The sequence below is a fragment of the Pseudomonas sp. efr-133-TYG-23 genome, assembly GCF_030209215.1.
GTDB classification, from domain to species: Bacteria; Pseudomonadota; Gammaproteobacteria; order Pseudomonadales; family Pseudomonadaceae; genus Aquipseudomonas; species Aquipseudomonas rhodesiae.
The window spans coordinates 1-11,984 of record NZ_JARVSL010000045.1; the positions used below are offsets into that span (position 1 = coordinate 1).

Annotated in this window: 10 protein-coding genes; 6 read left to right on the forward strand and 4 right to left on the reverse strand. The window is 61.8% G+C overall.

The genetic code is table 11. The annotated features are described in order from the left end of the window. Positions 1–163: 163 nt before the first annotated feature. Positions 164–922 (reverse strand): SDR family NAD(P)-dependent oxidoreductase, encoded by a 759-nt coding sequence (locus tag QRN41_RS24800; protein WP_094064872.1) that lies wholly within the window; start codon positions 920–922, stop codon positions 164–166. Between the two features lie 158 nt (positions 923–1,080). Here QRN41_RS24800 and QRN41_RS24805 point away from each other — a divergent pair, with 158 nt between their 5' ends. Both QRN41_RS24805 and msrA read left to right on the forward strand, forming a co-directional pair. After that, a complete protein-coding gene (locus QRN41_RS24805) occupies positions 1,081–2,019 on the forward strand; it encodes an AraC family transcriptional regulator (protein WP_167418661.1) in 939 nt (312 codons plus the stop codon). Positions 2,020–2,053: 34 nt separating this feature from the next. Beyond that, the gene (gene msrA, locus QRN41_RS24810) at positions 2,054–2,560 is read left to right on the forward strand and encodes a peptide-methionine (S)-S-oxide reductase MsrA (RefSeq protein ID WP_123478950.1); all 507 of its coding nucleotides are present in this window, start codon (positions 2,054–2,056) and stop codon (positions 2,558–2,560) included. Positions 2,561–2,848: 288 nt separating this feature from the next. Here the strand turns inward: msrA and gudD are convergent, their stop codons facing one another. Further along, positions 2,849–4,174, reverse strand: coding sequence for a glucarate dehydratase (gene gudD / locus QRN41_RS24815; protein ID WP_167418662.1), 1,326 nt, complete (start codon positions 4,172–4,174; stop codon positions 2,849–2,851). A gap of 19 nt (positions 4,175–4,193) precedes the next feature. After that, positions 4,194–5,552: an MFS transporter gene (locus tag QRN41_RS24820; protein ID WP_167418663.1), complete on the reverse strand. Its 1,359-nt coding sequence runs from the start codon at positions 5,550–5,552 to the stop codon at positions 4,194–4,196. Positions 5,553–5,875: 323 nt separating this feature from the next. On the opposite strand from QRN41_RS24820, the gene QRN41_RS24825 reads away from it, so the two are divergent. The 3 genes from QRN41_RS24825 to QRN41_RS24835 all read left to right on the forward strand — a co-directional run bounded on the left by QRN41_RS24825 (position 5,876) and on the right by QRN41_RS24835 (position 9,701). After that, positions 5,876–6,586 carry a FadR/GntR family transcriptional regulator gene (locus QRN41_RS24825; protein WP_034114601.1) on the forward strand — a complete coding sequence of 237 codons (711 nt, stop codon included), beginning with the start codon at positions 5,876–5,878 and terminating at the stop codon, positions 6,584–6,586. Between the two features lie 30 nt (positions 6,587–6,616). Then, entirely contained in the window at positions 6,617–7,312 is a 696-nt protein-coding gene (locus QRN41_RS24830; protein WP_167418664.1) for a tRNA (adenine(22)-N(1))-methyltransferase, read from the forward strand. A 331-nt stretch (positions 7,313–7,643) separates the two neighbouring features. After that, positions 7,644–9,701 (forward strand): methyl-accepting chemotaxis protein, encoded by a 2,058-nt coding sequence (locus tag QRN41_RS24835; protein WP_167418665.1) that lies wholly within the window; start codon positions 7,644–7,646, stop codon positions 9,699–9,701. Between the two features lie 56 nt (positions 9,702–9,757). Here QRN41_RS24835 and QRN41_RS24840 read toward each other — a convergent pair whose 3' ends face one another. Continuing rightward, positions 9,758–10,915 carry a lactonase family protein gene (locus QRN41_RS24840; protein ID WP_167418666.1) on the reverse strand — a complete coding sequence of 386 codons (1,158 nt, stop codon included), beginning with the start codon at positions 10,913–10,915 and terminating at the stop codon, positions 9,758–9,760. Between the two features lie 82 nt (positions 10,916–10,997). Here QRN41_RS24840 and QRN41_RS24845 point away from each other — a divergent pair, with 82 nt between their 5' ends. After that, positions 10,998–11,894, forward strand: coding sequence for a hypothetical protein (locus tag QRN41_RS24845; RefSeq protein ID WP_243269860.1), 897 nt, complete (start codon positions 10,998–11,000; stop codon positions 11,892–11,894). The last annotated feature ends 90 nt before the right edge of the window (positions 11,895–11,984 follow it).

Below are 11,984 nucleotides of genomic sequence, written 5' to 3' on the forward strand. Positions count from 1 at the left end.
TCTGTGTTTTCACGAATTGAGTGCTTGGCATACTGGGGGCGTCCATGTATGAGCACAGCAAGTCTGCTCATCACAGGAACCTCATCTCTCAGGTGATGTTTTCACCCAAGAGGTTTAGATACCTCTGCCCCGATGGGATCCAAAATGATCCCGTACAACCAAGCTACAACAGTTGCCCGCCCGAGATATCAAACGTCGTCCCATTAGCCCAGGCCATGTCATCGGACAGGATTGCAGCAACCGCAGCGCCTATATCATCCGGTAGACCGACGCGGCCCAGGGCGATGCCTTGCGCCACATAGGCGTTCACGTCCTTGTTGTCGCGCACCGCACCGCCACCGAAATCGGTGGCTATGGCGCCGGGAGCAATCGCATTTACCCGAATCTGGCGCGAGCCCAGTTCTACTGCCATGAAACGGGTCAGCACCTCGATGGCGGCTTTTACGGCCGCGTAGAGGCTGTATCCCGGTAGGGTAAAACGCACGAAACCCGAGGACACGTTAAGAATCCGACCGCCGTCTTCCAGTCGGGGCAGCAGCTTTTGCGTGAGGAAGATCGGCCCACGAAGGTGCGTAGCGACGAGCGAGGCAAATTGCTCTTCGGTGGCATCGGTAAAGTTGGCGAAAAGGCCATTGCCGGCGTTGTTGACGAGAAAGTCGAAGCGCTCGCGGCCGAAGTCGGTCTTCAACGTTTCGGTCACTGCGCGTGAAAAAGTCTCATAGCCGGCGGTATCGGTGATGTCGAGCGGCAACATTACGATCTTGCCGCCCTGGGCCTCAATGTGCTGCTTTAGCGAATCGGCTTCTGCCGCGCCACTGCGATAGGTGCCGATGATGTGGACGCCGCGCTTGGCCAAGTGAAGGGCCATATTGCGTCCAAGGCCACGGCTGGCGCCTGTGATGAGAGCGATTGGATGGGGCATGGTTTATCTCTGCTAAGGATGAGCGCGCCTTTTGGCGCTTTCTTGACCCGCTCACGATAGGCAGTGTTGGGTTTATAACCCACGTCCGATACGCTCAATTCATTGCCTGATTGTCTCAATCGTCTTGCAGGATGGCAGGGCGCCGGCATAATCGGCCCATGAACGACAACCTTGCACCCCATCTAGAAATTGCCCTACGCCACGCGCCTCCGGGTTTGACGACAACACCGATCCCGCGTGTAGACCTCTGCGTCGGGCAAGGCACCACCGACCAGGCGCCATGCCTGTATCGCTCAATGGTCTGCTTTATCCTGCAAGGCGCCAAACGCGTCGCGATCAACGACCAGCTGCTGAGCTACGACAGTAAACACTATCTCATCAGCGCTCTGGACCTGCCTTTGAGCGGGCAAATCCTCGATGCCGAAGGGGGCGAGCCCTATGTGGCGGTTTCGCTGGTGCTGGACCCCGCCTTGCTGGCGGACCTGGCGGCGAACATGCCTTCGATTCGCGAGAGCGAACAAAAAGGCATCGGCATCACGATCAACCCGATGAGTGCTTCACTGCGCGACACGTTGCTGCGTTTGTTGGCCTTGCTCGACACGCCGGACGATATCTCGGTGCTCGGGCCGCTGGTCGAGCGGGAATTGCTTTACCGTCTTCTGCGGGGCCCTCAGGGCCGGTTGCTGCGACAGATTGCTCAACCCGACGGTGCCTTGGCCAGCATCCGCCGCGCCGTCGCCTGGATCCGAGATAACTACACCGCCCAACTGCGTATCGAGGCGTTGTGCGAGGCTAGTGGCATGAGCCGGGCAAGCCTGCATCGGCACTTTCTGTCGATGACAGGCCTCAGCCCTCTGCGCTATCAGAAACAGCTTCGATTGCAGGAAGCTCGCCAGCTGTTGCTGGCCGGCGAGCATCGGGCCTCTGACGTGGCGTTTGCAGTGGGGTATGAAAGTGCGTCGCAGTTTAGCCGCGAGTATCTACGCCAGTTTGGTGCATCGCCGGCGCGTGATGTTCGGGAGATACGGCAGGCGATTGGTGACCCGGCGGTCGTTTTTCCGCGATCCAGCTTGGTATTGCCCGATATCACCCCATAACTATCCCCATATCCACCAAGCGCAAGGACACACCATGACCAACCCAACCGAAACCGCCATCCTCGCCGGCGGCTGCTTCTGGGGCATGCAGGACCTGCTGCGACGCTACCCCGGCGTGCTGCACACGCGCGTCGGCTACACCGGCGGCGATGTGCCGAATGCCACCTACCGCAACCATGGCAACCATGCCGAAGCGATTGAAATCGTGTTTGACCCGGCGGTGATTTCCTACCGGCAGATCCTTGAGTTCTTTTTCCAGATCCATGACCCCAGCACGCCGAATCGGCAAGGCAATGATCTGGGGCCAAGCTATCGTTCGGCGATTTACTACCTGAGCGAGCAGCAACGGGAGATTGCCGAAGACACCGCGGCTGACGTGGATGCTTCCCAGCTATGGCCGGGGCCTGTGGTTACGCAGATAGAGCCTGCAAGGGAGTTCTGGGAGGCGGAGCCGGAGCATCAGGATTACCTGGAGCGGATACCCAACGGGTATACCTGCCACTTCATTCGGCCGAATTGGACATTGCCCAAGCGGAGCTAAGCGTGAGTAGCTCTGGGGAGAGGCCGTGAACTCCGTGGTGAGCAGGCTTGTCCTGCGCTGGGCTGCGGAGCGGCCCCACACCCAGGCACCTCGGAGTGTCAGCTGAAATCACATCGCCTGGAATGGGGCTGCTCCGCAGCCCAGCGCAGGGCAAGCCCGCTCACCACAGCGAGCCCGCTCACAGGGTTATGCGTTAGCCTTTAAGACTTGTGTGGATACGTGTGTCTATCGGAGCAAGTCGAATCGTCGCTCCGCCCCTTCCACATTTATCCGCTCTACCTGAAGGCTTCAGCGCACCAGGCAAGGCTGCTTGTTGTTAAACCCCCACCCCGGAATCAAGAACTGCATCGCCACGCTGTCATCCCGCGCGCCCAGGCCCATGCCTTTGTACAGTTCATGGGCGTGGGCCACGGCGTCCATGTCGATGTCTACCCCCAGGCCGGGCCGGGTCGGCACCTTCACATAACCCCCTTCGATTTTCAGCGGCTCGCGGGTCAGGCGTTGGCCGTCCTGCCAGATCCAGTGGGTGTCGATAGCGGTGATGTCGCCCGGTGCGGCGGCGGCCACTTGGGTGAACATCGCCAGGGAAATATCGAAGTGGTTGTTGGAGTGCGAACCCCAGGTCAGGCCCCATTCGTGGCACATCTGCGCCACGCGCACCGAGCCTTGCATCGTCCAGAAGTGCGGGTCGGCCAGGGGGATGTCCACCGATTGCAGCTGGATCGCGTGGCCCATCTGGCGCCAGTCGGTGGCGATCATGTTGGTGGCGGTCTTGAGCCCGGTGGCGCGGCGGAATTCGGCCATGACTTCGCGGCCTGAGTAACCGTTTTCGGCACCGCAGGGGTCTTCGGCATAGGCCAGTACGTGGTGCTGGTCGCGGCACAGGCGGATGGCTTCTTTCAACGACCAGGCGCCGTTGGGGTCGAGGGTGATGCGCGCCTCGGGGAAGCGTTCGGCCAGTGCGGTGACCGCTTCGATTTCGGCATCGCCGCTTAGCACGCCGCCCTTGAGCTTGAAGTCATTGAAGCCATATTTGGCCTGGGCCGCCTCGGCCAGGTGCACCACCGCCTCGGCGGTCAGGGCGGTTTCATGGCGTAGGCGGAACCACGCATCGTCGCTGTCGGCCTCGTTGCGATAGGCCAGGTCGGTGGCCTTACGGTCGCCGACGTAGAACAGATAGCCCAGCATTTTCACCGCATCGCGCTGCTGGCCTTCGCCGAGCAGTGCGGCCACCGGCACTTCGAGAAACTGCCCCAGCAAGTCGAGCAAGGCGGCTTCCATGGCGGTCACCGCATGGATGGTGATGCGCAGGTCAAAGGTCTGCAGGCCACGCCCGGCGGCATCCCGCGAGGCAAAAGTGCTGCGCATGCGGTTGAGGATGCGCTGGTACTGGCCGATGGGTTGGCCGATCACCAGGCTGCGCGCGTCTTCCAGGGTTTCGCCGATGCGTTCGCCGCCGGGTACTTCGCCGACGCCGGTGTGGCCGCTACTGTCCTTGAGAATCACGATATTGCGCGTAAAGAACGGCCCATGGGCGCCGCTGAGGTTGAGCAGCATGCTGTCGTGGCCGGCCACGGGGATGACCTGAAAGTGAGTGACGATTGGCGTAGTCATGGCAGATTCCTGATTGAGCTTAAAGAGGTTTGCTGAGGGCGGCGCTGGGCACTGTGCCGGGCGCGGTCAAGGTGGACGAGGGCGTGGTCTTGGCGAAGAACACCAGGATCGCCGCCAGTACCGAGGTGCCGGCCAGGCCGCAGAGGCCGCCTTGGATCGAGCCGGTGGTCTGCTCCAGGAACCCAAACGTGGTCGGTGCAACAAAGCCGCCCAGGTTGCCGATGGAGTTGATCAGCGCGATCACCGCCGCGGCGATGCGCACGTCCAGATAGCCCTGGGGGATCGGCCAGAACAGCGAAGACGCCGACTTGAAACCAATCGCCGCGAAGCAGATCGCCACAAAGGCAAAGATCGGCCCGCCGGTGGTGGACATAAACATGCCCGCCGCCGCAATCAACAGCGCCGCCGCGACCCAGGCCTGCTGGAATTTGAACTTGCCCGACAGCGAGGCGAAGGCATACATGGCGATGATCGAGATCAGCCACGGGATCGAGTTAAAGAAACCCACCTGCACATCGCTGAGGTCGCCCATCTTCTTGATGATGCTCGGCAGCCAGAAGGTTGCGGCGTAAATGGTCAGTTGGATGCAGAAGTACAGCGCGCAGAACAACAGAATCTGGCGGTCTTTGAGCAGTTGGCCGAGGGTCGGCTTGACGCTGGTCAGTGCCTCGCGCTCGCGTTGTTCCTGGTCGATGGCGTCCACCAGTGCGTCCTGTTCTTCGCGGTTCATCCATTTGGCGTCGTGGGGCTTGGAATCGAGCCAGAACCACACGAAGAACCCGATGGCCACCGAGGCCAGGCCTTCGATGGCGAACATCCACTGCCAACCGTGCAGGCCAAACCCTTCGATCTGCAGCAGTGCACCCGACAGCGGGCCGGAGATCAGCGAGGCCACCGCCGAGCCGCTGAGGAAAATCGCGATGGCTTTGCCGCGCTCCACACCCGGCAGCCAGCGTGTGAAGTAGTAGATCACCCCTGGGAAGAAACCAGCCTCGGCCACTCCCAGCAGAAAACGCAGAATGTAGAAGTGGGTTTCGTTCTGGATAAACGCCATCAGCGTGGCGACGATGCCCCAGGTGAACATGATGCGGGTCAGCCAGATACGCGCGCCGACCTTTTGCAGCAGCATATTGGAAGGTACTTCGAAGAGGGCATAACCAATGAAAAACAGCCCGGCGCCAAAGCCATAGGCGGCCGCGCCGATGCCTAGGTCATGCTCCATGTGCGTTCGCACGAAGCCGATATTGACCCGGTCGATGTAGTTGAGGATGAACATGATCACGAACAGTGGGAGCACATGGCCCTTCACTTTGCTCACGGCGCGCGCGAGGACCGGACTGCGTTCTGAAGCAACAGCTGCGTGGTTTGAATTGTTCACAATTCAAGACTCCCCCTGATTATTTTTATGCGGGTTTGGATGCTTTGTTGATAGACATCATACAAGTAGTTTTCTTGGGATCGCAATGCACTGCTCGGGATTTGTTCTTATAAAGCCCGCTATCCAGTGGGTTTTTTGGTTATTTATCAGCTTTCATTGGTTTTTTGGCGGTTGTTAAGCCCGGAGTGTGGTCTCTGTCAAAGGACCCTAATAGAGCTTAATGTGTGATGTTGTCATACAAGTAAGAGGGTTTCGGATTCGTGTCACGCCGAACAGGCAGAATGTTAAGCTTCTCCCCAGCCCAACCCCTTGGACCCGTCGCAATGCCCATCCAACCCCCAGCCACCCCGCGCAAACGCTCCACCAACCTGGCTCAAGGCGTGGTCGATGATCTGACCCAGCGCATCCTGCTGGGGCAGTTGAAACCCGGTGAAAAACTGCCGTCCGAATCCACCATCGTTCTCGAACACGGCGTGAGCCGCACGGTGGTGCGTGAAGCCATTTCCAAGCTGCAGGCGTCCGGGCTGGTGGAGACGCGCCACGGCATCGGCACCTTTGTGCTGGAGCCGCGCGCCCAGCAAGGCTTGCGTCTGCATGTGGACACGGTGGCCAGTGTGCGCAACATGCTGGAGCTGCGCCTGGGCCTGGAGGTGCAGGCGGTGGCGTTGGCTGCCGGGCGACGCTCCGATGCGCAACTGGCCCATATGCGCCAGGCCCTGGATGACTATCAGGCGTCCCTGGCCAACAACGACAGTTGTGTGGAAGAAGACAAACGCTTCCACCAACTGATTGCCGAAGCCACCGGCAATACCTTCTTCACCGAGATCATGCAGCACCTGGGCAGCGCCATGATTCCGCGCAGCCTGGTCAAGGGCGCCGAGCGCGGTGGTGCGGACTTCGCCAAACTGGGGCAGTTGGCGCACCTGGAGCATGAGGCGATTTTTAACGCGATCAAGCGTCAGGACGCGGACGCGGCCCGCGCAGCCATGGTGCTGCACCTGACCAATAGCCGGGACCGGTTTTCCGGGGAGTAAGACGCTCGAACGCGCCCATAGGACCCTCAATTGAACGAACACACTTTATCCATGCGTCTGGAGCGCGTGGCGGCGAACGTGCCGTCGGGCGCGCGCCTGGCCGATATCGGCTCGGACCACGCATACCTGCCGGTAGCCTTGTTGCGTCGTGGCGCGATCAGCGCGGCGGTTGCGGGGGAGCTGGCAAGCACGCCGTTCCACGCCGCCCAGCGCACCGTGCGCGATAACGACCTGCAAGCGCACATCAGCGTGCGCCAGGCCAACGGCCTTGCGGCCATCGAGCCCGACGACGGCATTACCGCGATCAGCCTGTGCGGCATGGGCGGCGAGACGATTCGCGACATCCTGGACGGAGGCAAGGCGCGCTTGAGCGGCCGCGAACGCCTGGTTCTGCAACCCAATGGCGGCGAGGCACCGCTGCGCCATTGGTTGATGGATACCGGTTACACGATCCTCAACGAAGAGCTGGTGCACGAAAACCGCTTCTACTACGAAATCATCGTCGCCGAACGCGCCGGTCCGGTGGCCTACAGCGCCGAACAACTGTACTTCGGCCCACTGCAGATGCAGGCACGCAGCCCGGTGTTTTTGGCCAAATGGCAGCGGGCGTTGCGTCTGAAGCAAAAGGTGCTGGCAGGCCTTGAACAGTCGGAGCAGGGCGCTCTACACGGCAAGCAACAACACATCGCCCGGCAAGTGCAATGGATCCGTGAGCTGCTGGGTTAAGCCCCCCTCATCGCGTCTTCAAGTTTGCGCCGTAGGCAGCCGATAGCCTGCCTATGACGGCGGATGGTTGAAGCGTGTGCTTGTCCGAACATCCCCGTGCTTGTCGTCCCCGGCGGTGACACCGTCACTGCCAGGACTGAGTGCTTTCGCCCCATTTTCGAGCACGCTACGGCGCGTTTTTGCACATCGCCTGCCCTGTTTCGGGGCTGTGGCTCAACGGCCCGTATCTTGCTAGTCCCAGAATAATCAATGACATGGCGTTTTGCCGTTAGTCATTTCAAGGTTTCCCCCAGCGCTGCACCGCCTGGGTGGTTTGAGGGAGTAGTCGGACATGCACAGTTTGTTATCACCCGGTATCCGCCTGCTCGGACAGTTTGGTTTCGCGCGAAAATTCCAACTGCTGTTTTTCCTGTTCATGCTGCCCCTGGCGGGTAGCTTGTGGATGATCGGTCAGGATTACCGAGAAAAATTAACCGTGATTTCCAGCGAGCGCTCCGGTGTCCGCCAGTTATTGGCGCTCGATAGCCTGGACGCGCAATTGACCGCCCAGCGCAACCTGGCTGCGCGCTGGAAGGCCGTGGACCTGCTGCGCGAGCCCACACCCGCCGCGAAGGCTGCCATGGCCGCCCTGGATGCCAACTACGGGCCGATCCAACAAAGCCTGCAAACCTTGGGTGAAACACTCAAGGCGCAGGACGTCAGCGCGGACATTCAGGCACGCTTTGACACCTTGCAAAGCGCGGTCAAGGGCCTGGACAGCCAATCCCTGCGCACCGTCGGCTGGTGGCCGGACGGCTACGACCGCTTCACGTCGGCGCTCGGTGCCATGCAGGCATTGCGCGAGCAGATCGCGTTGGATACCGGCCTGATCCTCGACCCCTGGTTGGAAACCTACCTGACGATGCAAATCGCCACGCAGCAGACGCCCGACCTGATCGAGCGCATCGGCCGCATGGCGGGTATCGGCCAGTCGTCCATCGCGTCGGGGCAGTTCACCTTGCAGAGCCGCTTGCAGATGCGTGACCTGCGCAGCCGCATCGGTGATGCGCGGGATCAACTGATCAAGGCCGCCGTATCGCTCAAGGCCAAGCCCTACGCGGGTATGGAGCCGTGGACCGCGCAGTACGACAACAGCCTGCAGGTGCTGGATAACGAACTCAAAGTGCTGGACGACGGCGTGTTCGGCGGCACGATCAAACTCGACACCGCCGCTTTCGAGCGCAGTGTCGACGCCATGCTGAGCAGCCTCGGCGCACTGCGCAACCAGTCGCTCAATTCCCTGGATGCGCGCCTGGCGTATTACCACGATCGCTCACTGCAGCAATTTATCCCGGTGGCGGCGACATTCGGCCTGCTGGCCTTGGCGGCGCTGTACTTGTTTATGAGCTTGCAAGCTTCTATCCGGCGTAGCGCCAGTGGCATCACGACCCTGGCCGAGTCCCTGCGCGACGGCAATCTGTGCGTGGAAGTGGCGGTGCAGGGGCGTGACGAATTGGCGGCGATCAGCACGGCATTGAACGTGGCGGTGATGCAACTGCGCACCAGCCTGCTGGGGGTCAATCACGAAACCCAGCAGCTCGGCTCGGCGGTGATCACCCTCAACACCCAATCGGGTAGCACCCTCAGCGAAGTCGAAGACCAGCAACATCAGATCAGCCAGATCGCCGCCGCCGCCACGCAGTTGGCCGCCACCTCCATGGGGGTCGCCAGAAGTTGCGAAGAGGCCTCCGGCAGCGCCCAGCAAACCCGGCGCATCGCCGAGGACAGCAGCCGCGACAGCGAGCGCACCACGGCCAGCATCCAGCAGCTCAACCAGCGCCTGACCGACACCGCTGCAGCGTTGCAGCAAGTCAGCGATCAGGGCCAGCAGATTCAATCGGTGGTCGACACCATCCGCGGTATCGCCGAGCAGACCAACCTGCTGGCGCTCAATGCCGCCATTGAAGCGGCGCGCGCCGGTGAGCAAGGACGCGGCTTTGCGGTGGTGGCCGATGAAGTGCGCAGCCTGTCCCAACGCACTCAAGCATCCACCGCGCAGATCGCCGGCACGGTAGACAGCCTGCGCGCCACCGTGACCCAGGCCGTCACCCTGATGGGCGCCGCGTGCGAACAAGCACTGAGCGATGCCGAATCGGTCACCGGGCTGGGCGTGCGATTGGGCGAGATCGCCGGCGCGGTGCAGAACGTCACCGACACCTTGGCGCAAATCGCCACGGCGGTAGAGGAACAAGCGACCACGGCGGATGAAGTCAGCGGCAATATCCAACAAGTCGACCAGGCCGCCGGGCGCTTGCTTGACGGCGCCCGCGCGGTGAACCGCGCGGCGGACACCCTGAGCAAGGGCAGCCAGGCGCTGAGCGATAACACGGCGCGGTTCCGCCTGAGCTGAACCGAAGGGGGAGGGGGCTTGCTCCTTCCCCCTTCAAGTGTGCTCAGCCCTGGGGGTCAGTGCGCCGAAGTGCTCAACACCTCGATCCACAATGCCCCTTTGCCCGACGCGGCTTCACCCACGCGGTTCAAGGCACCGCCTGCGTTTACCGCATAGGTGCCGACTTGCTGGCTTTTTTCACCCGTGACCAGCAGCCATTTCCCGTTCGGCGAGAACGCGATGTTGCGCGGCTGTTTTTCTTCGACCGGGTAGTTGTCCAGGAAACGCAGTTCGCCGGTGCCTGTGTTCACCGCAAATGCCGACACCGAACTGCTGGTGCGCTCGCTCATCAACAGCAGCTTGCCATCGGGCGACAAACGCAGGTCGGCCGCCCAGATGCGCGGTGTGGGGTCGTCTTTCAAGTCATTGTTGCGGGCGTCCCGCACTTGGCCGGGCGCCAGGTTCAAGCGCTCGGGTATGCCATTGGCCACGCCGATCCGGGTCAGCGCGCCGCTGCTATGGTCGATGGCGAACGCGGTGACGGTGCCGCTCATTTCGCCCACCACGTACAAAAATTTGCCATCGGCAGAAAACGCCAGGTGCCGAGGCCCGGTATTGGCCGGCACGCTCACGTAGCCGCTGCCGATGGGGCTGAGGGCGCCGGTGTCGGCATCGAAACGGTATTGCAGCACCTGGTCCGTGCCCAGGTTGCCCGCGTAGGCAAAGCGATTGCTCGGGTCGGTGCGCAGGGAGTGCGCGTGCAGGCCGGTCTTGTAGGTGAGGATCGGCTCGGCCTTATCGACAGGCTGCACGCTGAGGGTGTCGGCGCCATACGAGGCGGCGAGCAGGTAACGCCCGGTGCGGTCGGTGGCCAGGTACGCCATGCTTTCGGCCAGCGGCGCTTTGGCTTTTGCGCTCAAGCGTCCGGTGGTGGGGTCAATGTTGAACGCCTGAACCTGGAATGGCTTGACCCGCAACGCGGCATATAAGGTTTTGCCGTCGGGGCTCAGGGCCATCGGGTTGACCTGATCGCCGGCCGCCACCTGACTCACCAGGTTCAATGCGCCGTTGCTTTCGTTCAGGCTGTATTGGGAGATCAGCCCGTCACCGGGGCTGGAGATATAGGCGAAGGTAGCCGCGTTGGCGTGGGCGCTGAGGCCGCAGACGACTGCAGTAGCCAGGAGGAGGGGTGTGTTCACAGGTGATCCTTTATTTTTATGGTTGTGATCAGTCATCGTATGACTGTATCGCAGTTGGAGCAATGCCTGTGTTGATCGACGTCATCAGCGGTGTCGCTGCCCCTGCGGGGAAGGCATGATGAGCGCCATGAACGAAGACCCCTACACGCGCTACTGGCGCTTTCATACTCCCGATCCCGACATCGCCCCACGCGAACAGGCACCGATGCTCGCTGAGGAGCAGGCGTGGGCCTACGAGCGCGCGCGCGGGCAACGCTTTGACTGGCTCACGGTGCTGATGGCGCCGCTGTGTCTGGGCGCGGTCCTACCGTTCCTGGTATTCCTGACGGGTTTGTGGCTATTGAGCGCCACGTTCATGCCGACACTGGCGGTTGATCGCATCGTCGGCAATACCTTTGGCTGGCAAGTGCTGGTGACGCTGATAGTCATCGTGGCCTGGGGGCTGCGTAACTACCTGCGCGACCGCCGCGACCCGGTCATACGCTACTGGGCGGCGATGCCGGGCCAGGGCGTGGTGGAACTGGAGCGCCACAGGCTGGTGGCGGGTACGTGTCTGTGGGTGTCGGACTTCGACCCGGACTGCAACACGCTGACGCAGTGGAAGGATGGCGAGTGGAGCAGTACCCAGAGCAGCGGAGTTGCACAGTGGATCGTGGCCACGACTGCGGCGGGCCACTGGCTGGTGCTCAAGGAAGAATACCCCGGCAATTTCACCTATAACCGCGTCGGACGTATGCCAGCCCTCGACAAACAACTGCACCCCGCCCAGAACCTGGCCGTGGCCTTCGCCCCCCGCACCAACGTGATGCTCGGGCGCCGCTTCGATGGCGAACCGATACCGTTGACCCGCACCACGTACTGGTTGTCGGCCGACGAACACAAGCGCCTGACGGAGCTTGCGCACCACTGGCATTTTTCCCCGCCGGACCGTTACGGCGTCATCAATCCTCAGGATGCAGCGTGGGTACAGCGACTGGTGGACAAGGCGCAGGCCAGCGCAGAGCCGGCCGGCTGATAGGTGTAGTGAGCGGGCTTTAGGCTTGCTGTGGCGAGCGGGCTTGCCCCGCGCTGGGCTGCGAAGCGGCCCCTCATACACACGCCGCGT

What these genes read in the sequence shown, in the direction of transcription:
- QRN41_RS24805 (WP_167418661.1), top strand. Translation starts at nt 1,081, where the DNA reads ATGAACGACAACCTTGCACCCCATCTAGAAATTGCCCTACGCCACGCG.
- gudD (WP_167418662.1), bottom strand. Translation starts at nt 4,174, where the DNA reads ATGACTACGCCAATCGTCACTCACTTTCAGGTCATCCCCGTGGCCGGC.
- QRN41_RS24845 (WP_243269860.1), top strand. Translation starts at nt 10,998, where the DNA reads ATGAGCGCCATGAACGAAGACCCCTACACGCGCTACTGGCGCTTTCAT.
- QRN41_RS24835 (WP_167418665.1), top strand. Translation starts at nt 7,644, where the DNA reads ATGCACAGTTTGTTATCACCCGGTATCCGCCTGCTCGGACAGTTTGGT.
- QRN41_RS24825 (WP_034114601.1), top strand. Translation starts at nt 5,876, where the DNA reads ATGCCCATCCAACCCCCAGCCACCCCGCGCAAACGCTCCACCAACCTG.
- QRN41_RS24800 (WP_094064872.1), bottom strand. Translation starts at nt 922, where the DNA reads ATGCCCCATCCAATCGCTCTCATCACAGGCGCCAGCCGTGGCCTTGGA.
- msrA (WP_123478950.1), top strand. Translation starts at nt 2,054, where the DNA reads ATGACCAACCCAACCGAAACCGCCATCCTCGCCGGCGGCTGCTTCTGG.
- QRN41_RS24840 (WP_167418666.1), bottom strand. Translation starts at nt 10,915, where the DNA reads ATGACTGATCACAACCATAAAAATAAAGGATCACCTGTGAACACACCC.